Annotated in this window: 18 protein-coding genes; 7 read left to right on the top strand and 11 right to left on the bottom strand. The window is 42.7% G+C overall.

Annotated elements, in window-relative coordinates; all coding sequences use genetic code 11:
• Window positions 1-40: 40 nt before the first annotated feature.
• From ACTQ53_RS00340 to ACTQ53_RS00325, 4 genes are all read left to right on the top strand, one after another.
• Window positions 41-1,435, top strand: a complete 1,395-nt coding sequence (locus ACTQ53_RS00340; RefSeq protein ID WP_441931619.1) for a carbohydrate binding domain-containing protein — start codon at window positions 41-43, stop codon at window positions 1,433-1,435.
• 594 nt (window positions 1,436-2,029) lie between these two features.
• Window positions 2,030-2,281: a type B 50S ribosomal protein L31 gene (locus ACTQ53_RS00335; RefSeq protein ID WP_006847266.1), complete on the top strand. Its 252-nt coding sequence runs from the start codon at window positions 2,030-2,032 to the stop codon at window positions 2,279-2,281.
• Between the two features lie 196 nt (window positions 2,282-2,477).
• On the top strand, window positions 2,478-3,506 hold the full coding sequence (locus ACTQ53_RS00330; RefSeq protein WP_441931618.1) for a DNA/RNA non-specific endonuclease: 1,029 nt from the start codon (window positions 2,478-2,480) through the stop codon (window positions 3,504-3,506).
• A gap of 645 nt (window positions 3,507-4,151) precedes the next feature.
• On the top strand, window positions 4,152-5,183 hold the full coding sequence (locus tag ACTQ53_RS00325; protein ID WP_441931617.1) for a hypothetical protein: 1,032 nt from the start codon (window positions 4,152-4,154) through the stop codon (window positions 5,181-5,183).
• A 163-nt stretch (window positions 5,184-5,346) separates the two neighbouring features.
• Here the strand turns inward: ACTQ53_RS00325 and ACTQ53_RS00320 are convergent, their stop codons facing one another.
• Window positions 5,347-6,066 carry a hypothetical protein gene (locus ACTQ53_RS00320; RefSeq protein WP_441931616.1) on the bottom strand — a complete coding sequence of 240 codons (720 nt, stop codon included), beginning with the start codon at window positions 6,064-6,066 and terminating at the stop codon, window positions 5,347-5,349.
• Between the two features lie 281 nt (window positions 6,067-6,347).
• Between ACTQ53_RS00320 and ACTQ53_RS00315 the strand changes: the two genes are divergently transcribed.
• Both ACTQ53_RS00315 and ACTQ53_RS00310 read left to right on the top strand, forming a co-directional pair.
• Window positions 6,348-10,313: a response regulator gene (locus tag ACTQ53_RS00315; RefSeq protein WP_441931615.1), complete on the top strand. Its 3,966-nt coding sequence runs from the start codon at window positions 6,348-6,350 to the stop codon at window positions 10,311-10,313.
• 447 nt (window positions 10,314-10,760) lie between these two features.
• Window positions 10,761-11,315 carry a glutathione peroxidase gene (locus ACTQ53_RS00310; RefSeq protein WP_153123368.1) on the top strand — a complete coding sequence of 185 codons (555 nt, stop codon included), beginning with the start codon at window positions 10,761-10,763 and terminating at the stop codon, window positions 11,313-11,315.
• A gap of 197 nt (window positions 11,316-11,512) precedes the next feature.
• Here ACTQ53_RS00310 and ACTQ53_RS00305 read toward each other — a convergent pair whose 3' ends face one another.
• The 10 genes from ACTQ53_RS00305 to ACTQ53_RS00260 all read right to left on the bottom strand — a co-directional run bounded on the left by ACTQ53_RS00305 (window position 11,513) and on the right by ACTQ53_RS00260 (window position 23,775).
• Window positions 11,513-12,874 carry a TrpB-like pyridoxal phosphate-dependent enzyme gene (locus ACTQ53_RS00305; RefSeq protein WP_294971102.1) on the bottom strand — a complete coding sequence of 454 codons (1,362 nt, stop codon included), beginning with the start codon at window positions 12,872-12,874 and terminating at the stop codon, window positions 11,513-11,515.
• Window positions 12,875-13,317: 443 nt separating this feature from the next.
• Window positions 13,318-16,722, bottom strand: coding sequence for a transcription-repair coupling factor (gene mfd, locus ACTQ53_RS00300; RefSeq protein WP_295346133.1), 3,405 nt, complete (start codon window positions 16,720-16,722; stop codon window positions 13,318-13,320).
• Entirely contained in the window at window positions 16,722-17,462 is a 741-nt protein-coding gene (locus ACTQ53_RS00295) for a polyprenol monophosphomannose synthase (protein WP_441931614.1), read from the bottom strand. Before ACTQ53_RS00295 ends, mfd begins: the two co-directional genes overlap by 1 nt.
• Before the next feature lie 22 nt (window positions 17,463-17,484).
• A complete protein-coding gene (locus tag ACTQ53_RS00290) occupies window positions 17,485-18,243 on the bottom strand; it encodes a lysophospholipid acyltransferase family protein (RefSeq protein ID WP_294971094.1) in 759 nt (252 codons plus the stop codon).
• Window positions 18,244-18,322: 79 nt separating this feature from the next.
• Window positions 18,323-19,582: a metallophosphoesterase gene (locus ACTQ53_RS00285; protein ID WP_441931613.1), complete on the bottom strand. Its 1,260-nt coding sequence runs from the start codon at window positions 19,580-19,582 to the stop codon at window positions 18,323-18,325.
• Between the two features lie 109 nt (window positions 19,583-19,691).
• A complete protein-coding gene (locus ACTQ53_RS00280; RefSeq protein ID WP_441931611.1) occupies window positions 19,692-20,597 on the bottom strand; it encodes a vitamin B12 dependent-methionine synthase activation domain-containing protein in 906 nt (301 codons plus the stop codon).
• Window positions 20,598-21,929, bottom strand: a complete 1,332-nt coding sequence (locus ACTQ53_RS00275) for a dihydroorotase (protein ID WP_295346128.1) — start codon at window positions 21,927-21,929, stop codon at window positions 20,598-20,600. It abuts the gene before it with no gap.
• On the bottom strand, window positions 21,929-22,759 hold the full coding sequence (locus tag ACTQ53_RS00270; RefSeq protein WP_295346126.1) for a DUF4369 domain-containing protein: 831 nt from the start codon (window positions 22,757-22,759) through the stop codon (window positions 21,929-21,931). The genes ACTQ53_RS00275 and ACTQ53_RS00270 overlap by 1 nt, the downstream gene beginning before the upstream one ends.
• A gap of 129 nt (window positions 22,760-22,888) precedes the next feature.
• Window positions 22,889-23,329 carry a hypothetical protein gene (locus tag ACTQ53_RS00265; RefSeq protein WP_294971081.1) on the bottom strand — a complete coding sequence of 147 codons (441 nt, stop codon included), beginning with the start codon at window positions 23,327-23,329 and terminating at the stop codon, window positions 22,889-22,891.
• Window positions 23,330-23,424: 95 nt separating this feature from the next.
• Window positions 23,425-23,775 carry an FtsB family cell division protein gene (locus tag ACTQ53_RS00260; protein ID WP_264949706.1) on the bottom strand — a complete coding sequence of 117 codons (351 nt, stop codon included), beginning with the start codon at window positions 23,773-23,775 and terminating at the stop codon, window positions 23,425-23,427.
• A gap of 114 nt (window positions 23,776-23,889) precedes the next feature.
• On the opposite strand from ACTQ53_RS00260, the gene ACTQ53_RS00255 reads away from it, so the two are divergent.
• Window positions 23,890-25,719 (top strand): DNA polymerase III subunit gamma/tau, encoded by a 1,830-nt coding sequence (locus ACTQ53_RS00255; RefSeq protein WP_441931610.1) that lies wholly within the window; start codon window positions 23,890-23,892, stop codon window positions 25,717-25,719.
• The last annotated feature ends 120 nt before the right edge of the window (window positions 25,720-25,839 follow it).

The following is a 25,839-nucleotide window of genomic DNA, read 5'->3' as shown; positions in this document are numbered from 1 at the left end:
CATTAATATATATAGTAACATCAATAAAAAAGACAACAATATGAAAAAGTATATATTTTCAGTTTTGATGGCGGCGATGGCTGCTTTCACATTCAGCAGCTGCGAGGATGTGCCAGAACCTTACACACTGCCTACTCAGCCTGAGACTCCAGGAGAGACAGATCCTAACCAAAAGGGTTCTGAAAGCAATCCATATACTGTAGCAGAAGCTATCGCCCTCATCAAGGCAGGTACAGCACCTTCTACAGCTGTATGCGTAAAGGGTAAGATTACAGCCGTAACTTTCTTCAACGAAACCTATAGCAGTTTGTCATATAACATCGCAGACGAGGGTTCTTCAGATGTTATCGAAGTATACTCTGGCAAAGGCAAGGATGGTGCAAACTTCTCTTCCAAGGATGACTTGAAAGTTGGTCAGATCGTAGTAGTAAAAGGAATCGTCAAGGCATTCACGAAGAATGATGGCACTATTGTCAATGAAATCGACAAGAACAGCACCATCATCTCTATCGAGAACGCAGGAACTACAACTCCTGATACTCCAGCAACTGGTAAGGGTTCTCTCAGTGACCCATACAACGTGGCAGAAGCTATCGCAGCCATCAAGGCTGGCACAGCGCCTACTACACAGGTTTACCTGACAGGTATCATCTCAGATGTTGCTTTCTATAATGAGAAATACAAGAGCATCACCTATTACATCTCAGACGATGGCAAGAGCAAGGACATGCAGGTTTACTCTGGTAAGGGACTGAACGGCGCAGACTTCGCTTCTAAGGAAGATTTGAAGGTGGGTCAGAAGGTTACTATCCTGGGTAAGATCATGAAGTTCGTTGATAAGAATAATAACGAAATCATGGAGGTTGACAAGACCAGCTCTATCGTTAAGATTGAAGGTGAAGGTACAGGCAGCGGTGAGGTTAAGCCAGACCCAGAACCAGATCCAAACCCAGGCGAAGTAGCAACAGGGGAGAATGGCGGCTTCGAGACTTGGGCAGATGGTAAGCCAACCAACTGGAAAACAGCTTCTACAGCAGGCAATGCTACCCTTTCTCAGAGCGAAGACGCTCATAGCGGCAAGTACTCTGTAAAAGTAGGCGGATCTGCTAGTGCGAACAAGCGCTTAGGTTATAAGGAGATGACTCTCAAGGCTGGCAAATACAAAGTTAAGTTCTATGTTAAAGCCGTAACAGAGAAAGGCGCTTCTGTCCGTCCAGGTATAGTTCCTGTTACAGATGGAAAAGTAGGCGATTATATATATGGTGAGTACGTTAACGAACTCAAGAATACAGAGTGGAAACTAGTAGAGCAAACACTCACTATTTCTGCTGACGGCACATACTGCTTCGTCATAATGAATGCAAAGAAGCCAGGCGGTGATGTTCTCATCGATGACTTCACTGTAACATTTGGCAGCACAGCGATTATCAAGTAATTCCCCTAGTAGATATTATGTATTAGAAAAAATACTGATCCCCATCGTCCTCTACACAAACAGAGGCGATGGGGATTTCTTTTTCTTATCCATCGAAAACATAGTTGGCAGGAGAAACGCAAGCCCGCCAGGCGACAAGAGGAAACGCAAGCCCGCTAGGCGACAAGAGGAAACGCAAGCCCGCTAGGCGACAAGAGGAAACGCAAGCCCGCTAGGCGTTCCTGCGGATTTGAAATCCGCAGACAAAAAAGGCTCGACCACTTTAATGCGGATTTGTAATCCGCTTCAAGCGAGAATGCAACATCAAGACCTGGGGATATGAAAAGCCTACGGCTGCGGATTGCAAATCCGCCGGAACGCCTAACAGACAACATCGCCTGGCATAACTTTAGAACCTACATATTATGCTCTTTTCCAAAATATTTCTTAAAAAGAAGAGGAAAAATTTGGTGGATTCAAGAAAAAAGTGTAATTTTGCATCCTGAAATTGTCAACAGGCTATAATGGGCATGCCCCGATGAGGGACACGAAATGATGCGAAAGCATCCCCATGACGTCTATTTTTAATAACCCAATAAAAATAAAAAAGAAAAAATGAAAAAAGGTATTCATCCAGAGAACTATCGTCCTGTAGTATTTAAGGATATGTCTAATGGCGATATGTTCCTCTCACAGTCTACATGCAAGACAAACGACACAGTAGAATTCGAGGGCGAAACTTATCCAGTTGTAAAGATTGAAATCTCTAGCACTTCTCACCCATTCTATACAGGTAAGAGCAAGCTCGTTGATACAGCTGGTCGCGTAGACCGCTTCATGAACCGTTACGGTAAGTTGAAGAAGTAATATATATACCTTTTTCATAAGGATATATTATTATCGAAAGATACAAAGTGCGTTCCAACGTAGTTGCATATACGTAGGAATGCACTTTTTCTCTTCTTATACATTTAGGAAATCACTTTTTAACTTCTTATTTACTAGAAAGTAATCTCCTACTATTATTCTGAAAGTAATCTATAACTTAAAACAATTACGAGAAATGAAACATACCAAGTTACTTATTCTCTCGCTTATCGCTGCAATGACATTCTCGGCATGCGGTACAGACGACTCCCTGCAGTTTAACTTCCCTGATAAAGAGAATAACGGTGGAGGAAATACTGGGGGTGATAATTCTGGCGGTTCTACAGACAAGAATAATGCCAACAAGAATGTGGCCACAATCAACATGCCTATCGTGGTGAAGAACGCCATCAACGGTCTGGAGTTCCCAAAACTCAAAAACAATGGCTCCAGCTATGCTATCGTGCACATGGATAATACCACAGGCATGCTCAACTATTCTACAGAATGGGACGATAACTTGAAAAGCCAAAGATGGAGCTGCTATACATTAAATACAACTAATAGCCAAAATATAGTTGGTAGGCCTAAAGATGATTATCCGTCAGATACAGATTTAAAGACTTTATATGGAGTTGTAGATTTCACATCTGATCCATACAAGAACAACGGAAGATACGATCACGGGCACATCTGTCCATCAGCTGATAGAAGATTAAATAGTACCCAGGAAAGACAGACTGACTTTCTGACAAACATGCATCCTCAGTATAGCGATTTCAACCAGAAGGGTACATGGTACAATATGGAGAAAGAACTCCAGAGACTGGCTCCAAAGATTGACAGCGATACACTTTTCATCGTTAAAGGAGGCACTGTCGATAATCCAGAGAATATCATAGAGTATATTTATAAGAATTTAACGGCCAACAACGCAACAAAAGGCTACATCCCAGTGCCAAAATATTTCTTCGTTGCAGTACTGAAAAAAGAATTCAATACAAAAACTCAGAGTTACGGCTATAGTGCCTTCGGTTATTGGTTTAAACATGAAAACAAGGCATTCGATTCCAAGAACGACAAGTTAGGCAATTATGTAGTCAACATCAAAACCCTGGAGAAGCAAACTGGCATCGATTTCTTCTGCAATTTGCCTGATGACATAGAGAAGCAGGTTGAAGAAATAGACGTACAAGCTATAAAGAATATCTGGGGATTTAAGTAAGGGCAAGAAAAGAGGCTCATTCCACTTTTTGCCTGACTATGGCACAATATTGCCCTCTACTGGGGCAACTTTTTGCCATTGCCGGGCGCAAAGTGATGCATCGGGAGAAAAATTTCGGGAGGTCTACCATCGCCATTCGGAATATGCTTTCCGGCTGCAGGAAGCGTGGTTTAGCTCGTGCAAAACCTTACTTTCGTTTTTACTCTTCACTCTTCACAGATTAGCCTGAAACCCCGATAAACACAGGGGTTGCGAGAGGTGAAGAGTGGTAGTCCACTCTTCACAACTCTTCACAACTCTTCACACGTACTCAAAATTTCCACCAGCATAAGATACTGTAGATGAGGGGTGAAAAGTGGTGAAGAGTGGTGAAGAGCAGGCTACCACTCTTCACACACCTAAACTACTGTACAATAGCCGTTTACAGTGTATTTGTGAAGAGTGAAGAGTGTTTTTGAAAGTAGCTTTCTATCCACCGCCGCCTGATTTTTCCATCTTTTTCTCGTTAAAATCTGCCAAAATAGCCACAAGCTCAACAATTTAACACTATCTTAACAAGACATCTAATTATTTTTTGTATCTTTGCAACATAATCATGGTAACATGAAAAAACTTATTATTAACAACTTAAATTATTTTTAGCTTATGAAAAAGTTACTACGCTATTCATTATCAGTAATCTTTGCTTTCGTAGCAAGCATTACATTTGCAGCAGAACCTTACAAAGTTTTGACTTTCCCAGATGAAGGTACAGCAGGTAAAGAGATTTCTGCATACACAAAAACTTGGGTTGCAACTATCGGGACAGATTCATGGACCATCGAGAATTTCAACACAAACAAATGGAACAACTGGAAGTATATTAGATGCGGAAGAAAGGGCAATGCCTCAGTAGCAGCCATTACATCTCCAGCTATTGACAAGCCTATCAGCAACGTTCTCATAACAATCGACAAATTAACAAAAGACAAAGTTAATTCCATTACACTAAAAGTAGCTACAGATGCTGAGTTTAAAAATGTCACAGAAGAAATCTCTGCTCCTGAATTGACAGATGGAGACATGATTTTCAAACCAACAAAGGCTTCAGCAAACAATTACTACAAGATAGTATTCGATTGCGCAAGCGGCTCTTCTAACGGTTTAGTACAGGTTTCCAAAGTTGAATATTACAAAGTTGGAGATGCTCCTACTATCGTAGACATCACAAATACTCCAGAAACCGCTTATACCGTTGCTAAGGCAAAGGAACTTATCGAAGCAGGTAAAGGCTTGAGTGAGAAGGTTTACGTAAAAGGTATCGTCAGCAAAGCAAGTGAAACTTTGAACGAAACTTACGGAAGTCTTTCATACTACATTTCAGATGATGGGAAGGAAGAAAATGAACTGATGGTATACGGAGGTCTTTCTTTCGAAGGTGCAAAGTTTGAATCTATCGACGATATCAAAGTGGGTGACGAAGTTGTTGTTTACGGTAAACTCAAATTGTTTAACACAACATATGAAGTTGATGCTAACAACATTCTTATCTCAAAGAAATCAAATCCTACCGGCATTTCTAACATCACAGTAACAACAGCGGACAATGCTCCGGCTTACAACCTTGCAGGTCAGAAGGTTAACGCAGCTTACAAGGGTATTGTAATCAAGAACGGCAAGAAGATGATTAAGAAGTAAAGAAGTATTAAAGGAAAAGATACCAGATGGGGCTTGTCCTTACATCCATAAACTAATAAAACCGCTCCTTCAGCGAGAATACTGAGGGAGCGGTTTCTTTTTAATAACGAATGAACTTTCAAGAGAAAGTTGTATATATAGCACTAAAAACAAGCTTCATTTTCTATCTCTTCGGCAACCCCTTGACAGTTCCCTTAATTGGAGTACGACCGGTTCCCTTACCAAATGAAGAACCTGTAGAAGTACTGCTTCTGGAAACCCTAGCACCATTCGAAGAGTTACGTTCCAAATCAATATATATGATATCGCCCTTCGCCATACCGGTACCTATCATATAACCAAAGAATGTATCATATCTCTTACCTTGCTCTGCTCCCAAATGGAAACCGTATTGGCTGGCGTTGGCATCCATGACATAAGTAGCACCAGAAGCATACTTGATGTAAATATCTCCATTATTATCAATATACCAAGAGAACTTCAAGGTCTGTTGGTCATTACTTCCGTCTGTAGCATAATCTATCTCTATGCCGCTTCCACTAAGCGAGTTGCGGTTATTCTTGTCCTGATAGAATATCATATTGGCTTCAAACTGGTAGTTATTTCGAGAATTACCATCGGATGCCAACTCCGAAAGCTGGACATTTCCATACCAATCACCTACCAAAGTATGAGCCTCCTTAAGCAAGTCTCTGTCTGACGACCCCTGCGAACCTTGGTTCCAGTCCTCCTGGTCCCATCCCCAGCCACCATGATTATAGTCATCATACCAGTAATAATCATCATGCCAAGAATCATCCCATGGATCATCGTCACAAGCAGTAAAAGTGAATGAAGTGACAGCTACTGCCATCAACATCAAAAGTTTCTTCATCTTTTTCATCGTCTTATATCCTTTCTTCTTTTAAAAATTCAACAAACAATTTTGCTACTAAGTATCAATCTATCAAAAAGACACCTTCTGTAGAACTTGGTGCAAAGATAAAGCATTTTTTACACCATTCAAAAGGAAAAAGGGAAGTTTTTAGGGGAATTTCCCTATGATAAAGGAAAATTTCCCTATCTCAACAAAAAATCCACCATTTTTCTTCCAATTTACAATTATTTTTGTTATCTTTGTGTCGAATTAATTAATAAAAATACATGCCAACAAGACAAATAATTATGATAAAAAAACATCTATATATAACACTCCTGGGACTGCTTTCGGCTGTCACAGCCATAGCTACCCCCTATTGTGACATCCGAAAGTTTTCCATAGCTGACGGACTTGCAGCAAATACTATTTCTGACATAAAACAAGGAAAAGACAAGCTGATGTGGTTTGCCACATGGAACGGCTTGTCTTATTATGACGGATATAGCTTCCATACTTTCCGCGATGAACCAGACGGTGTAAGCGTTCTGTCAACCAACCGCATATTGAACATACAGCCAACTGCAGCAAACAACGTATGGTGTATAACCCAAGACCACAAACTTTATCTCTATGACACCCATCTCTGCCAGTTTTTAAAAACCAGCAATCAGATTAATGAGAAATTCAAGGTTGATTTCAGGGCAGACAATATCTATGATATTAATGGAGGGAACACCTGGGTTACATCCGCCAATGCCGATTATCTGCTACGCACCAAAGATACAGATGTACTCGATTTTGAATTGATACATGTAGGTCAAAAAGGATTGAAAAGCGGTAAAGTTTATTTTATCTATGGCGACAAGAAACACAGAGAGTGGATCCTTACAGATAAGGGTACAACCATCTATGGCAAGAAATTCAGTACTAACGTACCTTATAAGTGGATTAGAGAAGTAGGAGAATATGTCTTCCTGGCTACAGAGAACGGAAAGGTTATCGTTGTAGATGAAAAAAATCGAGCTACCAATGTTCCCCTTCCTGAAGGTATAACCCACATCAACGAATTAAAGAATACGGGTTATCAGCTTCTTCTTGCCACCAATCTTGGCGTAGTCATCTATAATCCGAGAACTTTCAAATCAGAAATCATCAATATACAAAGTCCTTCACAGCCTCTAGCAGAAGTGAAGAAACTATATGTAGATGATTATGGAACGGTTTGGACGTTCACTAACGGCATGGGTGTAACTATTGTTAATCCTAAAACATCCGAGAAGCGATGGCTTTTCGCAGACCAACCGGATCCTGTAGACCGCACATCCAGCTCGAAACTCTTCATCACTCAGGATGAGAATCATACTGTATGGGTGGTACCTAACCAAGGTACCTTCAGTTATTACGACCGCAAGACAGGACAACTTGTGCCATACCTGCTGCGCAGTAACTCATCAGGCAATTACCGAATCCCTATGATTGAGAAATTCAGTATCACAGACCAGGCAGTACTTTGGATAACAGGAATTCATGACCTCACATTGATTGACTTCAAGAACCATCAATATACCCTCAACAAACTAAACAAAGGAGAGTCGGAGGTTCATGCCATTACAGCCTTAGCCAACGGTAACCAGCTATATGGTCACAAGAACGGCTGCATCATGGTGGCCGATGTACATCATAACAAATTAGGATATTTTACCCCAAGCGGCAACATTACTAGCGAGCAGGTTCCCTTCTCGCCTGCGGGTATCTATTGCCTGTTCACAGATAACAACAACCGTCTTTGGATTGGTACTCATGGCGATGGACTCTACCTGCTCACAGGAGGCAAATATTACCATTTCCTCAGCGATCCGAACAATCCGGCTTCACTTCCAAGCAATAATATCTACGATGTGAAGTCAGACCGTCAGGGCCGCATTTGGATAGCGACATACGGTGGTGGAATCGCTCTTGCAAACATTCAGGAAGACAACAGCATCCACTTTACAAGCTTCAAGAACGGTCTCGCTTGGGATAAGCATCTCTTCCATAAGACACGCCGTATCACCTGTACCAATGATGGTGTCATATTAGTAGGAACTACAGATGGTCTTGTTACCTTCAGCGACAACTTCAAGGACCCAAGAAAGATAAAATACTATAAGACGACTTTTATAGAAAACGATTCAACCAGCCTTGAGGCCAATGACGTAAACTTCATGTTAGAGCACTCTAGCGGAAAGATATTCATCTGTGAGCTTGGTGGTGCTTTCGAACAGATAAAAAGCACTAATCTGCTGCAAGACAACCTCAAGGTATCTTATATGAAGAATTATTCCCTCAACGAGGGACTGGTTCAAAGTATGATAGAAGATAACCAAGGCTATATTTGGGTAATAAGAGAATCCAGTATTGATAAGTTTGATGCAAAAACCGGGCAGATAGCTGCATTCGGTCCCAACGACTTCGACTACAATATGTCGTTTACCGAGGCACGCCCTTATCATGACCCTGCAACCAACAACATCACAGTAGGAACTCCAATGGGTGCACTTACCTTCAATCCAGGAACATTGAAGAAGAGCACCTATCAGCCACGTATCATCTTTACGACACTCCACTATAATGGAGAACCAGAACAGTATCCAATCCTGCACAGCGAAAAGGTAGTAATCCCAGCCAACAAGCGAAACCTGACTATCAGTTTTGCTTCATTAGACTATACCCGCAAATACCAGACCAAATATCTATATCGCCTGGATGGATTCACCCCAGAAGGCGAATGGATTAGCAATGGAAGCAGCAACATCATCGGTTTCAACCATATCAGACACGGCAAATACATCCTCAAGGTAAAGGCGACCAACTCGCATGGTATCTGGAGTAAATACATTGCAGAACTACCTATTGAGGTACGTCCTACTTTCTGGGAAAGTATCTGGGGAAGAATTGCACTTATGCTTATTCTCATGGCTATTGTCGGTGCTATTTTCTATACATACAACCAGCGTCAACGTGAGAATTTGAGCCATGACATCAGTGTGATGAAAAATGAATTTTTCAGCGATGCCTCTCACCGTCTCCGCACCCCTCTTACGCTCATCGGAGGCCCAGTATCTCAAGTACTTGCCAATGAGCCCGGTCTTACCAAGCAGAGCCGCGAACTGCTGCAGATAGTAGAACGCAATGCAAAGGAAATGCTGGAAATGATCAACAAGATGCTGAAATTTGACAACAACAGCAATTTCTACGTCAATGGCGGATTCGATGAGGTAAATCCTAACGATGAGCAGGAAAACGAATTGTTAGAAGGTCAGATTGATGACCAGAACGTACTGCGCTATCTTGAAGAAAAACAGAAAGAACAGCAGATAGAAGAAAATCGTATAGAAGAGCATCAGATAGAAAAAGGAGACATGCAGAAGGAAATAACCATCCTGGTGGTAGAAGACAACAATGACCTTCGCAAGTACCTTTATACAATATTGAACGATTCTTATAATGTATTACTTGCCGAAAATGGCAAGGCAGGTTTGGTAGTTGCACGAAAGAATACTCCAGACTTCATCCTGACCGACGTAACCATGCCAGTAATGGACGGTATCACGATGATACATCATCTGAAGCAAGACTTAGCACTCAAAAACATACCTATTGTGGTGCTATCAGCAAAAGCCAGTGCAGAAGACCAGCTGAAGGGATTTGAGGAAGGTATTGATGGTTATCTCACCAAACCATTCTCTGTCAATTATCTGCTAGGCCGCATTGAGGCGGTTCTCAACAAGCGTCGTGCCATCCAAACCGACATTTTGCAGAGACTGAAAGCCGCAGGCGACCAAGACGCTATTGCTGCCCTACGCATTCTTCCTACATCGGCAAACAAGGAACAGGCTACAGCTCCAGTCAATGCGGAAGAAGTAAAGGAAAGAGACAAGGCATTCATGTCGGTACAAATCAATGATGCACTGATTGAGAATATTCTAAACTATGTATTAGATAATATCAGTTCACCAGAAATGAAGATTGACGACATCGCAGATGCCATGGGCATGAGTCGCAGCGTTCTCTATAACCGCATCAAAACGTCTGTAGGCATGACTCCTGTAGACTTTGTGCGCCATATCCGCATTATGAAAGCATCAGAATTATTACGAGATACAGATGATACACTCACAGCCATAGCATTCAATCTGGGCTTCAGCGATCCAAAATACTTCTCGAAAGTATTCAAGAAAGAAATGGGCGTGGTTCCAACTGAATATCGGGAACGAACAAGAAAAGTATGAGGATACGTGTGAAAAGACAATAAAGAAGTACTGCGTAGGGTGTAAAAAGACAACAAAAACATACTTTTCTTCGATATTTTGCATTTTTTAAACTTATTAAAAGAAAAAAGTGAGAAAAAAATGATATAATTTCAAGAAAAAGTATTACCTTTGCAGCAAGTTCTTAGAAAAGTTAAATGATAGATTAATCAAAACTTTCTTCGACTACAAATTTTAGAGTGGAAGAAAGTTGGAAGTATTCCGGGGATTGTGAAATTCCCGGACTTTTTTTTCTCTTTTTCCAAGAGAATCTCTCTCTATTCAACAATCTTCCAGCATATTCCCCAACATTTTAGATAAATTATGTAAACTTATTATTCTGTCTAAAAGAAAAATAGTATCTTTGCACTCGTAACGTAAATACAAATCGTATTACAAGCAAATTTGATACATAAAATATAAAAAAAAATGAGAACTGTTTACGAATTCTCTGTCAAGGACAGAAAGGGAAAAGATGTTTCCCTCAAAGAGTACGCTAACGAGGTATTACTCATCGTCAACACAGCCACCAAGTGTGGGTTTACACCTCAGTATGAGGAATTAGAAAAGCTCTATGAAACATATCACTCACAAGGTTTCGAAATTCTCGATTTCCCTTGCAACCAGTTTGGTCAGCAAGCACCGGGAACCGATGAAAGCATCCATCAATTCTGTAAACTTACATACGGTACAGAATTTCAAAGATATAAGAAGATAAAAGTGAATGGTGATGATGCTGCTCCTCTCTTCAAATTCCTCAAGGAAGTAAAGGGTTTTGCTGGCTGGGATGAATCACATCCTCTTTATCCTGTACTCGACAAAATGTTAAGTGAAGCTGATCCTAACTACAAGGAGAGTGCCGACATCAAGTGGAACTTTACCAAGTTCCTTATCAACAAGAAGGGACAGGTAGTAGCACGTTTTGAACCTACAACAAGTTTTGACGTAATTGCCAAAGCTATTGAGGAATGGCTCAAAGCTTAAACAACAGTTGAGCACCGCATGCACAACAGCTGTTGTGCGGCTAGAGATACTAAATATCTCAAGGATGTATACTGTCGTTTCCAAAAACATATCAATAATATACCCAAAACAAGAGGGTGCATCATAAAATTATGTTGCACCCTCTTTGTTGTATTTATATGATGGAATCCATTAATTCCAAAATAACAATCCATTCATTAATCCACCTTTGGCACTGTAGAAAGGAACTTATTGATTTCCTCATCACTTACCCTATAATCCTGCAAATCACCATTGAGATAGCTCTCGTATGAAGGCATATCAATAAGACCATGACCAGAGAGACAGAAGAGAATAACCTTCTCCTTACCTTCTTCCTTTGCCTTCATGGCCTCACGTACAGTAGCTGCAATAGCATGACAACTTTCAGGAGCAGGGATAATACCCTCGGTACGTGCAAAGAGCATACCAGCCTTGAACGACTCCAACTGAGGGATATCTACACCGTGCATATAACCATCCTTGATAAGCTGTGAGATTATCATACCTGCACCATGATAACGAAGACCACCAGCATGGATATTGGCAGGCTTGAAGTCATGTCCCAAAGTGTACATTGGCAACAATGGAGTATAACCTGCCTCATCACCAAAGTCGTACTCAAACTTACCGCGGGTCAACTTAGGACAGCTATCTGGCTCTGCAGCGATAAACTCAGTATGCTTCTCACCGCTCAAGTTATGGCGCATGAATGGGAAGGCAAGACCACCAAAGTTGCTACCACCACCGAAACAAGCAATAATGGTATCAGGATACTCACCAGCCATCTGCATCTGCTTCTCTGCTTCAAGACCAATTACAGTCTGATGAAGAGCCACATGATTGAGTACAGAACCCAAAGTATACTTACATCCCGGAGTTGTTGTAGCCAACTCTACAGCCTCACTGATAGCAGTACCGAGAGAACCAGGATGATGAGGATCGCGAGTAATAATGTTCTTACCCGCACGAGTACTCATGGAAGGAGAACCCTCTACAGTGGCTCCGAAGGTACGCATGATGCTGGAGCGATAAGGCTTCTGCTGCATAGTAATCTTAACCTGATATACAGCAGCCTCCAGTCCGTATAATTTAGCAGCATACGAAAGAGCAGCGCCCCACTGACCAGCACCGGTCTCTGTGGTAACATTAGAATCACCCTCTTGCTTGCAATAATAGCACTGTGGTATGGCAGAATTGATTTTGTGAGAGCCCAATGGGTTAGTACTCTCGTTCTTGAAGTAGATGTGAGCCGGAGTACCCAAGGCCTCTTCAAGAGCATAAGCTCTCACCAAAGGAGTTGAGCGATAATAAGTATACTTCTCTCTTACGTCTTCTGGAATATCAATCCAAGCATGCTCTACATCTAGCTCCTGCTTAGAACACTCCTTATTAAAGATGTGAGACAAGTCGTCAGCATTGAGCGGCTTGTGAGTCTGTGGATTCAATGGTGGCAATGGCTTGTTAGGCATGTCTGCCTGAATGTTGTACCACTGAGTAGGAATATCCTGCTCTTGCAGTAAATACTTTTTCTGTCTCATAATATTATGTTTAAATTATTAGAAAATTCGCTTTCATTTTGTTTTTCCAGAAAAGATTTTGCTTTCCAAATGAAACATTATCTATTATTCCACGACAAAAGTACAAATAATATTTCAATTAAGAAAAAAATTACTCATCTTTTTCTCTTCTATTTCCTATTTTTATCTTAAAATGACGGCAATATATCAAGAAAAGCAATAAATTCTATTCAAAATATAACAATAAAACATTTTTTACTCCTATAAAATCAAATATTACCCCTATGTATTAAGATAAATTACTATCTTTGCAACAGTTAAAACAAACAGGCGTTGTGAAACGCCATTCATCATCTTTTACTTATACATAAAGAAAACAATGAAAGCAGATAGGGGTATCTAATCTTTCATTGTTTTTTCATTTTATATACCATCCAAGGTAACGAGGTATATGAGTTTTTTCCTTATTTCAATTCCAAGGATGATATTTTCCGCAATAGCTCTACAGCTTGTTCTACGCTTGTTACATCCTTAATGCGCAGATAACGCTTGTTATTTTTCTCCTTCAATGCGCACTCCCGAACATGGGTTGTAACATAATTAATCACACGAGAGAACATTTGGCTCTTATAAAAAGGACTGTTAACATTGCTCACAAATTGCATCTGCATACTTCCTGTCTTGAGCATTATCTTCTCTGCTCCCAAACGCTTTCCAAGACGACGAAGAGTTACAACATGCATCAATTCTTCGCCTTCTTTCGGAACCGGACCAAAGCGGTCTATCAAACGCTGTCGGTAAGCCTTCAACTCATCATCACTCTGCAGATGATCTAACTCACGATACAGAAGCATACGTTCGCTGCTGCCCGGTACATAGGTATCAGGGAAATAGGTCTCCAAATCACTTTCTATCGCACAGTCGTCTACAAAATCATCTCCAGTAAATTGCTCACCAGCCTCCATTTCCTGCTGATAGAGGTCAGAGAACTCTTCGTTCTTCAATTCTGTTACAGCCTGCGAAAGAATCTTCTGATAGGTTTCATAACCCAGATCTTCCATAAATCCACTCTGTTCCGAACCCAACAGATTACCTGCACCACGAATATCCAGATCCTGCATAGCCAGATTAAAACCACTTCCCAGCTCACTGAAAGTTTCCAGCGCCTCCAGTCTGCGACGTGCCTCTGGAGTAAGCGCACTCTTTGGAGGAGCAATAAGATAGCAAAATGCCTTTTTATTGCTACGTCCTACACGTCCACGCATCTGATGCAAATCACTCAGTCCGAACTTATGAGCATCTTCTATGATGATAGTATTGGCATTACCCACATCTATTCCGTTTTCTACAATAGTAGTAGAAAGCAATACGTCATAATCATAATTGATGAATCCCATTATAACTTTCTCCAATTGCTCTGGTGCCATCTGACCATGGCCGATGACCACACGACAATCTGGAATATGTTTCTCCAGGAAGAGTTTCAGTTCCTCCAACTTGAATATACGATTGCAAACGAAATATACCTGTCCATTACGGCTCATTTCAAAGTTGACTGCATCAATAATCGCCTCACGGTTAAAAGTAATCAACTCGGTATGGATAGGATAACGGTTAGGTGGCGGTGTACGCATGATACTCATATCACGCGCTCCCATCAGCGAGAACTGCAAGGTACGAGGTATTGGAGTAGCACTCATGGTCAACGTATCAACATTCACCTTGAGCTGACGCAGCTTTTCTTTGGTTGAAACACCAAACTTCTGCTCTTCGTCAATGATCAGCAGACCCAAGTCGTGCCATTTCACCGTTTTGGATATCAATTTATGGGTTCCTACAAGAATATCTATCTTGCCAGCCTTCAAATCTTCGATAATCAGTCTGGTATCCTTGGCAGAACGGGCACGAGAGAGGTAATCTACACGTACCGGAAGACCTTCCAATCGACTTTTAAAGGTTTGGTAATGCTGATAAGCCAACACGGTGGTAGGCACCAGTACAGCCACCTGCTTACTGTCGCAAGCCGCCTTAAAAGCTGCTCGTATGGCAACCTCCGTCTTTCCGAAGCCAACATCGCCACAAACCAGACGATCCATAGGTCTGCCACTCTCCATGTCTTTCTTCACCTCAGCTGTAGCCTTTCCCTGATCGGGGGTATCCTCATAAAGGAAAGACGCTTCCAATTCATGCTGTAGATAACTGTCGGCACTATAGGCAAAGCCCTTTTCTCTCCTGCGCTGCGCATAGAGCTTTATCAGATCTCGGGCTATATCCTTAATCTTCTTCTTTGCCTTTTCCTTCAGTCTGTCCCAGGCACCAGTACCCAGCGTAGACAGACGAGGCGGTTCACCCGTATCACTTCTACGATACTTGCTTATCTTATAAAGCGAATGGATTGAGACATCCACCTTATCATTATTCTTATAGATAATGCGGATTACTTCCTGATAACTATTGCCAGTAGGAACACGTACCAGTCCGCCAAACTTACCGATACCAAAGTCCACATGCACGATAAAATCCCCCGGTTCCATTTCCTGCAGTTCCTTCATGGTAAGTGCCATCTTTCCTGCCCTTGCCTTATCCGAACGGAGGTTATACTTATGGAATCGGTCGAAAATCTGATGATCGGTAAAGAAACAGCATTTCTTGTCATGATCGATAAACCCCTCGTGGATAGTCTTGTCCACAGATGTAAAACTGATGTTGTAACGCTTCAGTTCCTCACTGCTGAAGATATCCTTGAGTCGCTGTTGCTGTTTCTGGCTATCAGCTAATATAAATAAGGTGTACCCCTGAAGCTGATAATCCTCCAAAGTCTTGGTCAAAAGTTCAAAATTCTTATGAAAGAGCGGCTGTGGTGCAATCTGAAAGCTGATAGAAGAATCTGCACTACCGGATAACACTACTCTTTGGTGCTCAGCCACTCCTTTCTGGAATTCCAGAGAAGTTACGAGATTGAATTCCTTCTTCATCTCATGCATGATTTTCTCAGCTTCCATCTCGTTGGCTCCCTCTAGCCGTTCCTGCATGATTTGGGCTGAGAAGCCATCCTCATAGATCTTTTCGATACTGTCATGCACAAAAGTATAATCCTTCATCACCACAAGAGCATCAGAAGGAAGGAAACTGAGGAAAGACTGTTTCACAGACTGAACACTCGCCAACTCCGGCACAATCTCAATACGCTCCCGCTTGTCTTTAGACAACTGATTTTCAACATCGAACGTACGGATGGTGTCTATTTCATCTCCGAAGAAGTCTACACGGAATGGATATTCGCAACTGTACGAATAGACATCGAGGATACTACCACGAACGGCAAACTGACCCGGTTCATAGACATAATCGGTCTCTACGAGTTCGAAATCACGCAAGGTATGAACCACGTCTGTAAGCGAGACCTGCTGCCCTACCTGCAATCTAAGGATACGATCATCAAGCTGCTGCTTACCAACTACCATTTCCGCAAGTGCTGCAGGATAAGAAACGATATAAATACCGCCAGAAGCAGAAGATGATTCCGATGACAATCTGGCAAGTACTTCTGTTCGCAGGATTTCACTAGCTGCATCCCGCTGTCCATACTTGATGGCACGGCGATAGCTGGATGGAAAGAAGAACGCATTTTCCTGCCCCATCATCTGCGTAAGATCGTGATAAAAATATCCGGCTTCATCTGCATCATTGAGCACAAACAGTACGGTTCGATCCATCTTTTCCTGCAAAGGAGCAAAAAACATAGGGACCGACGAACCCAATAAGCCCTGGAGAAAAACCGAACGAACCGACTTTTCTTCCAATAAACTCAAAAAGGTATTCGCCTGTGGCGAACGCCCATATAATTGTTCTATTTCCTGAATAGTCATTACTTCTTTGGATATTTCTTGAACCAGCCATCCAGTCTGAGTCGCATCACTCCGAAGAAAGCCTCACCAAAGATACCGCCATTCATCTTGCTAACGCCCTCACGGCGATTGACGAAGATTACTGGCACTTCCTTTATTTTGAAGCCAATCTTATGAGAAGTAAACTTCATCTCTATCTGGAAAGCATAGCCCTTAAAACGGATTTTATCTAAATCTATCGTTTCCAACACCTTACGACGATAGCAAACGAATCCGGCTGTAGTATCATGTACTTTGAATCCTGTAACAATACGCACATACTTAGAAGCAAAATAGCTCATTAGAACACGCCCGATAGGCCAGTTTACTACATTCACACCCGATACATAGCGTGAACCCACAGCCACATCATATCCCTCATCGTGGGCTGCAGCATAAAGGCGAGGCAAGTCGTTAGGGTCGTGACTGAAATCAGCATCCATTTCGAAAATAAAGTCATAGCCCTGCTGCAACGACCATTTGAAGCCCATGATATAGGCTGTGCCCAATCCCAGCTTACCTGATCTTTCCAGGATATGTAAGCTATCCCCAAACTCATTTTCAATCAATGATTTAACGATAGCAGCAGTACCATCAGGACTTCCGTCATCTATCACCAGGATATCAAACTTCTTCTCCAAGCCGAATACGGCACGGATGATTTTCTCTATATTTTCCTTCTCATTATAGGTAGGAATAATTACAATACTATCACTTTTCATATCATGTTCATTGTTAGTTATCTTATTGGTCGGGATTCTCCACAAATCCCTGATATTCCTTTTCCAGTCCCGCCATGATGACATCATAGCTCTTGGTCATCTGGTTCTTGATATTCTCCGGGCCCTTACCGATAGGAGCGATAGGCTCATGAATGGTAAGACGGAGAGGATGCCAGAATACCCACGACATATCCTTCATTCGAGGCTTCACATCAAAACTACCATTAATAGTAAGTGGGCAAACAGGCAACTGCAACTCATCAGCAAGCATGAAGGCACCACGACGGAATACACCCATGTGACCGGTAAAGGTACGGGCACCCTCAGGAAATACCACCAGCGACATACCTTCCTTGAGCACCTCACGGGCACGATTGTAAGAAGCACGAATCTTGGATGGACCGCTCTTATCAACAAAGATATGGTGAGCATATTCACAAGCTACACCTACCAAAGGAATCTTACGGATGCCTTTCTTCATCATCCATTTGAAATTACGCCCCAAGAAACCATATATCAGGAATATGTCGAATGCACCCTGATGATTAGCTACAAACACATAACTCTGATTCTTCTTGAGATGCTCTTTACCCTCTACCTTTACCGGCAGAAGGAGAAGACGTATCCAGAGCTGCGACCAGATTTTTCCTGGATAATAGCCCCAGAAGTGTCCGTTGCCCAACATACAGCCTATCACGGTTGTCAAACTGGTTATAATACTGGCTACCACAAGTATCGGCAGACAGATGAGCAATTGATATAATCGATATATGTACTTCATTTTACTTTGAATTTTGAACTTTGAATTTTGAACTTTATGATTAGCAGATGCTGCTATTTATTCTACGGTAAGAAATCATTTATTTACAGCGCAGCGTGATGACTGCAATTTCAGCTGTAGCTCCCACTCGTATTGGAACAGTACCGCCTAAGCCCGATGTGGTATAGAGTTGGCAACCCTCACGCTCATACAGCCCATAATCAAATGGGGTAAACATTGAAGGGCGTAATCCCAAAACCGAAACCTGTCCAGCATGAGTATGACCGCTGAGCGTAAGTTGCGGAGCCACCTTCACCGAATCGTTTCCAGCAATGGCAGATGGCAAAGTCTTGCTCCACTGCTTCGGCATATGCTGCAACATCATGACAAACGATCCAGGCTTGATACCATAGAGTGCCTTTCCAATATCAGAGCGGTAAGGCTTTTCATAGTTCTCGGTACCAGCCACATAGATAGAGTCGTTGCCTCTGTGTATCACGATATGCTCATTATTAAGCAGTCGCCAGCCCATATTCTTTTCTGCCTGTCTTACTTCAGCCTCTATTTTTTCCATTTCAGCCTTGTCATCCTCATCGATGTTGAGATACCAGGTATAATCATGATTGCCCAATACGCTCAGAACACCATCTTTAGCCTTCAGACGCTGCATCAGTTTGATATAAGGCTTCAGTTCTGAAGGTTGCACATTCTGCAAATCGCCAGTAAAGCATATCAGGTCGGCATGTTGAGCATTGATGCTGTCTACATCCCGCTGAGGCAACCCCCGACGCCAGCCGTAGTACGAACCAAGATGAATATCACTGAAATGCACGATACGATACCCATCAAACTTCTTTGGCAAATCTGGTACATACACCGTAAGCTGCTTTACTTTCATCTTTGGAAAGCCCAAGGTAAAGCCGTAGATGAACGTGAAAAACGCACACACCGCCAGTACCAATCCTACGAGTTTCCCCCAGTTTCTGCCTTGATTGCCGGGACGGAATCCAAATCTGCCCAACTTACCACTTTTAGCGATACACATGCACAGCCAGCCGATAAAGCTGCAGAAGGCAAAGACAAATTGGGGCACAGCAAATATCGCCATCACTCCAAACCAGATATCAATCAGTACAGGGTTGTCGGGAAGGAAATTACGCTCCAAAGCGAGAAAACCGCTATACCCGATGACTCCCATTGCCGGCGACCACCACAAAAGACGTAACCACCGTCTGGATAAATGGCAAAAAGACTTGCCTAGACAGCCCTTCCTCCTATTCAAGAAGAGGTATTGCTTCCCTATCCACCAATATGGCAGAATGGTCAGGATGATAACGGGCACTAATATTCTAGCTACCATTTTTGTTTTCTTACTATATTTTGTGAGACATCTTTTTATCTATTATGCAGGAGAAGCCTGAAGATAGTTTAAAGACAAATATCCTATGAATCATATGCCCATAAAACTATCACTTCAGTAAACTCGACTGCAGAAATCTTCTCATCAACTCTACAGGTACACCTCTACGATGTGCATAGTCGCATAACTGGTCCTCTCCTATCTTACCCAATTCGAAGTATTGAGCCTTGGGATGTGCAAACATCAAGCCCGACACACTGGAATGGGGTGTCATCATACCCGTTTCCGTCAGTCGTATACCTACTTGCTTCATATCTAGCAGTTGGTCGATGATGAAATTGAAGCTCGTATCAGGTAGCGTTGGATAGCCGATAGCAGGACGGATGCCCTGATATTCTTCACGATGCAGTTGTTGGGGAGTCAGATGTTCATCAGGTGCATATCCCCAATAAGTCTTGCGTGTCTGCTCATGCAGCAGTTCTGCCGTAGCCTCAGCCAACCGGTCGCAAAGCAACTGTGCCATCATTCCCAGATATTCATGATTGCGATAAGCATCCAAGATAGAAGCATCTACCGTACAGCAGAACACCCCTAATCTTCTTGCGATGTCTTGCTGCAGCATCTTTTCCGTCTTCGTTTCAGCGCCCGAAACCTGCAGACTACGAGGGCGGATGAAATCAGCCAGGCAGAGATTAGGAGCTCCTGGAGCAGATGGATGCTGCTGCCGGAGCAACGGCAATCGGACCTGCTTCTTTTCTGCATCAGCACATCCATTCAACTCATCAGAATTCCCTGTCTCAACGATGATGTCGTCACCCTCGCTATAGGCATCCAGGACTTTCAAAAGTGCGTGGGTATGATATTTACCCTCCCACGAGCTGAGCATTTCCTCAGCCTCCTGACGCATTTTCTGTTTTACCTCTTCCTTCTTTCCGCTCAATCCCCAGGCATGATAGAAATACAGCCAGTTAATATACGGCACTACCTCTGAAATATCATAGCTAATCTTTTTCATCTACAATCTGAATGTAAGCTCTTCGCCACGACTATTTTCATCAAATACACCTTTATTATATATAAGATGTCCGTTACAGATTGTCTGTTCTACCCGCCACTGGTATTCATGGCCTTCCATCGGACTCCATTTACACTTGCTCTGAATTTCATCCTTGGTTACAGTCCATGGACTATGGGGACGTACGATGGCGATATCAGCCTTATATCCCTTGCGCAAGAAGCCACGCCCCTCGATTTCGAAGAGCTGGGCAGGCTGATGTGCCATCAGTTCTACCAGGCGCTCAATACTGAGCACACCTTCGTCTACCAGTTCCAGCATGGTAACCAGCGAGAACTGAACCATCGGCATTCCCGAAGCTGCCTTGGCACAGCCACCCTGCTTATCCTTCCATTCATGAGGAGCATGATCGGTACCAATAGTAGCAATCTTTCCATCATTCAATGCCTGTCGTAATGCAGCACGGTCCTGTGCGGTCTTGATAGCCGGATTGCACTTGATGAGTGTTCCCTTACTGGCATAATCAGCATCACAGAAGTAGAGATGAGCCACACATGCCTCTCCTGTTATATGCTCCTCAGGCTGAAGCAGTTCCAGTTCCTTAGCCGTTGTAAGATGAGCCACATGGAGATGTGCTCCACTCTCTTTTGCCAGTTTTACAGCCAAAGCCGTACTCTGGTAGCAAGCCTCCTCACTGCGTATCTCCGGATGATGTTCTACAGCTGGATCATCACCGTATTTGGCCTTGGCCTCAGCCATATTGCGATTGATGATATCCGTACCCTCGCAATGGGTCATCACCGGCAACCCCAATTCCTTTGCCTTCTTGAATACACTTACCAGCGACTCGTATTTATCTACGAGCATATTTCCGGTACTGGAACCCATAAAGAGTTTGATACCAGGCACATGATGCCGGTCCAGCCCACAGAAACTCTCCACATTGTCATTGGTAGCTCCATAGAAGAAGCTATAGTTAACGTGGCTTTTTTCTGCTCCCAGCTGACGTTTATCAGCCCATACCTGCAGGTCTGTAGTCTGCGGAACGGTATTCGGCATCTCCAGATAAGAAGTCACGCCACCGTATGCAGCAGCCTTCGATTCGCTCTCGATGTCAGCCTTACGTGTCAGTCCAGGCTCACGGAAATGGACATGGTCATCTATGACTCCTGGCAAAACAAAACACCCCGAAGCATCCACTACATGTTCGTAGGTGCCACGGGGTGCCTTTCCTTCAAATATCTCTGCAATAACGTCACCATCAACAATGAGACCGCCCTGAAAAGAGCGTCCCTCATTGACTATGGTACCGTTTTCTATTAATATCTTCATTACTTTTCTGTTTTTTCTGGAATTGTTGGTGTTGCCAACTCATTAGGAGTTGGAGCCGGAGCTGCGTCGGGATTAACCTGCGGAGCCTCCAGCTGCTGATTCATCTCAGAGATAGCCTGTGAAGGCGACATCTCGTGAGTACCGTTCATGATAGCCTGATTCTCCTGAGCCTTCTGATAGTAATCCCTTACATAAGGATCGTTCTTGAACCGTTCGGTAGCCTTGCTCATGATGTCTTCAATCCAAGGCGAAAGCATCGGATATTGATTTCCCATGGTAACAAGGAAGAAGACGCCAGCTCCAAGAACGTTGTCAAAGTTTTCCGTCACAAAATTTGTAATCAGCTTATCTTCCTGCTCCGAGAGCTGTATCGCTTCGGCATTGAGCTTTTGGGTTACCACATTCATATCGCTACCATTCATGATGGCTTGGTCGTGCTTGTGAACCAGTTCTCTTTGCTGATTCTGCAACTGCTGGTATTTTTTGAAAAATCCAAATAGCTTATCATTGAGTGGTGTACCGCTTACAATCTGCTGCGCGTCGTCCAGCTTCACAGTGATGTCTCCACTTTCTAAAACGAGTGGCAATACTGGCTCATCGTCCATAAAGATATTACCCATCTTTACCGAGTCCAGATTACCTTGGAAATGGAATTGTCCATGCAATACATCACATGAATCGATGCTTTTGAAATTGTTGTCTTTCAAGATTTTCAGGTACAACATACGTCCATCAAGAGTGCTTACATTGGAAGTACCCTTGATTTCGTAAGTATTGGCACATGATGTAAGCGCCAACAAGGCAATGATTGCTAAATATATCTTATTCATAAGCTCTGTTTATCACTTTTGGTGAACAAAAGTACAATCTTAAATCGAACTGAGGAAATAAATTTATGCTATTTAATTGAATATTATCAGTATTTATGTTTTATTTGCATATTTACCCATTCTTTCCCCTTATTCCGAAGCTCCTCTACCAGCATCTTCCTTCTTCAACTCGTAAGAGATACGATGAGTGGTGTAGAGTTCCAACAAAGCCGCAATAAGCAGGAATACCACCCATTTGTTATAGAAATAAGTGATATAGGTCTCGTAGTTGGTAAACCAGTGGCGAGCGAAAGCATACACTGTATCAACCATCGAGATTCCCGAGAGTACAAAGAAGATGTCTGCGATATACTGCATTCGCTTCAGACGATGGATGACGAGCGAAGGTCCTTCGTATATCTGCATTGCCTGCACTACACTGAAAAGCACATTACCCACCAGGAACAGCCAGCAGGTATAGAGTAGGATTTGCTTATTGATAAAACCAAATGCAAAGCTAGCAGCCCCTATAACCATCAGCACGCCACCCAGCAAAAATAAAGCACTCTGAAATTTACTTAATTGTTTCATTTATCTTTTTTCTTCTGTTTCTTATTTTGAATGTTCTCTACTACAGGAAAATCCTAGAAGAAAGTTCCCTTATATATATTAATGTGAAAATCACATTACTTGGCATTTCCGAAATCTTCCTCTTCTTCTGCAGGTTCATCAGGAATATCAGAACTGAGCACGAAGATATCCTCATCGTCAGTCTTCATGAAATACCGCTCACGGGCTATCTTGCCAAAGACTTTCGGTCCCTTGCGCATTTCCTTCAACATACGGTTATCTCTCTCCAGCTGAGCATTATATTTTTCGATTTCAGAACGCAAACCCGCAATCTGTATCTGATAACGGATATGCTGACGGATGCTATTGTCGTCGATAACGCCAACCACCAAAACGCCCACCACAATCACTATCAAATATTTGTAGTGAGCCAGATAATTCCATATAATTCCTAGACGTTTACTCATTTATTTCTTACTATATTATTCAAATTTATTCTCATGAAAATCCACATAATTGCGAATTTGTTTGCAAAGATAATATTTTTTTGTTATCTTTGCATCATCAATTAAGAAAAAATAATGGAAGAATATATAGTTTCTGCTAGAAAGTACCGTCCAATGACCTTTGACTCGGTAGTTGGACAGGCTGCTTTGACCACCACTTTGAAAAATGCAGTAAAGAGCGGCAAGTTGGCTCATGCCTATCTTTTCTGCGGTCCGAGAGGTGTGGGAAAGACTACTTGTGCCCGAATTTTTGCCAAGGCAATCAACTGCGAGCACCCTAACGAAGACGGTGAGGCATGCAACGAATGCGAGAGCTGTCGCGCTTTCAACGAACAGCGTTCCTTCAATATCTTTGAGTTGGATGCTGCCAGCAACAACGGTGTTGACCAAATCAAGACCTTGATGGAGCAAACCCGCATTCCGCCACAGGTAGGAAAATACAAAGTGTTTATCATCGACGAGGTCCACATGCTGAGTGCTGCAGCTTTCAACGCCTTCCTCAAAACGCTGGAAGAGCCACCTTCGCATGTAATCTTTATCCTTGCCACTACCGAAAAGCACAAGATTCTGCCTACCATTCTCAGCCGATGTCAGATTTACGACTTCGAGCGTATGACCGTGCCTAACACCATCAACCATCTGAAGATGGTAGCAGAAAAGGAAGGCATCAGGTATGAGGAGCAGGCACTTGCCGTCATTGCAGAAAAGGCTGACGGAGGTATGCGAGACGCTCTCTCCATCTTCGACCAGGCTGCCAGCTTCTGCCAGGGCGATATCACCTACAAGAAGGTGATAGAAGACCTCAACGTTCTGGATAGTGACAACTATTTCCAAATCGTAGATCTTGCCTTGGAAAACAAGGTGAGCGAGATGATGCTGGTTCTTGACGGAATATTGGGCAAAGGCTTTGATGGTGGAAACATGATTCAAGGCTTGGCGCAGCACGTACGCAATGTGATGATGGCAAAGGATCCTCAGACATTGCCACTGCTGGAAACCAGTGAAGAGCAGAAAGCCAAATATCAGACACAGGCACAGAAAGCCCCTACTGCTTTTTTATATAAGGCTCTCAAGATCATGAACAACTGCGATGTACAATATCGCCAGAGTTCAAACAAGCGATTGCTGGTAGAGCTTACCCTTATCCAGGTAGGCCAGATTACCCAGCCCGAAGATCAGGATGTGCCTAGTGCGGGGCGCACGCCCCACAGATTAAAATCCCTGTTTCAGAAAATTGTTGCCCAGCTTAAACCTGTTGCTCAGGGTGCAGGTGCGGGGCAAGATGGCAGCAGCAATACTCCTATTGCTGCCGCTAAGGTATCGCCTACCCCAAACTCTCAGACTTCTCAGAGCCAACAGTCGCAGGAACAGCCTGTCAAAGCAACGGCTACAAGTGTCAAGAATGTGAATTTCAAAGGTATAGGCATGACTTTCTCCAATCTTAAAAAGAACGAAGAGAGAGCGCATAGCACATTCAATCCGATAGACAAGCTGAAGGATGAACAACCGGCAGCCAACGAAGTCCAGGAGATGAACCATTCTTTCAACCAGGAGCAGGTAGAAGGCTTATGGATCAACATGTGTATGAGAATGCAGAATATCAAGGAACTTATCGGTCTTGCCAACCGCATGAAGGCAGTTACGCCGACAATTACCGAATTTCCGAATATAGAAGTAGTGGTAGACAACCAGCTCTTGCTGAATGACATTCTCGATATCAAGAACAGGATTCGCCCTACATTTGTACAGGGTTTACACAACGACCAGATCCAGATAGATTATCGTCTAGCCCAGTCCGATGAAATCAAAAAGATTCTTTCAAAGCGTGAAGTCTTCGACAACATCATGGATAGCAATCCTGCCTTCAAGAGAATGGTCAGTATCTTTAATCTGGCACTCACATAACAAGAAAACAAATATAAGAAAAAGAGGTTATGCCATCACCGACATAACCTCTTTCATTTTATGAAGCTATAAACTATTGATTTTCAATATTTAATCTTAAATAATAATCGAAAAACGAGA

Origin of the sequence: Prevotella sp. Sow4_E9_plate (assembly GCF_052116205.1) — a bacterium.
Classification (GTDB): Bacteria; Bacteroidota; Bacteroidia; order Bacteroidales; family Bacteroidaceae; genus Prevotella.
The sequence above is the reverse complement of the archived record's forward strand: the minus strand, read 5'-3'. Positions and strand labels throughout refer to the sequence as shown.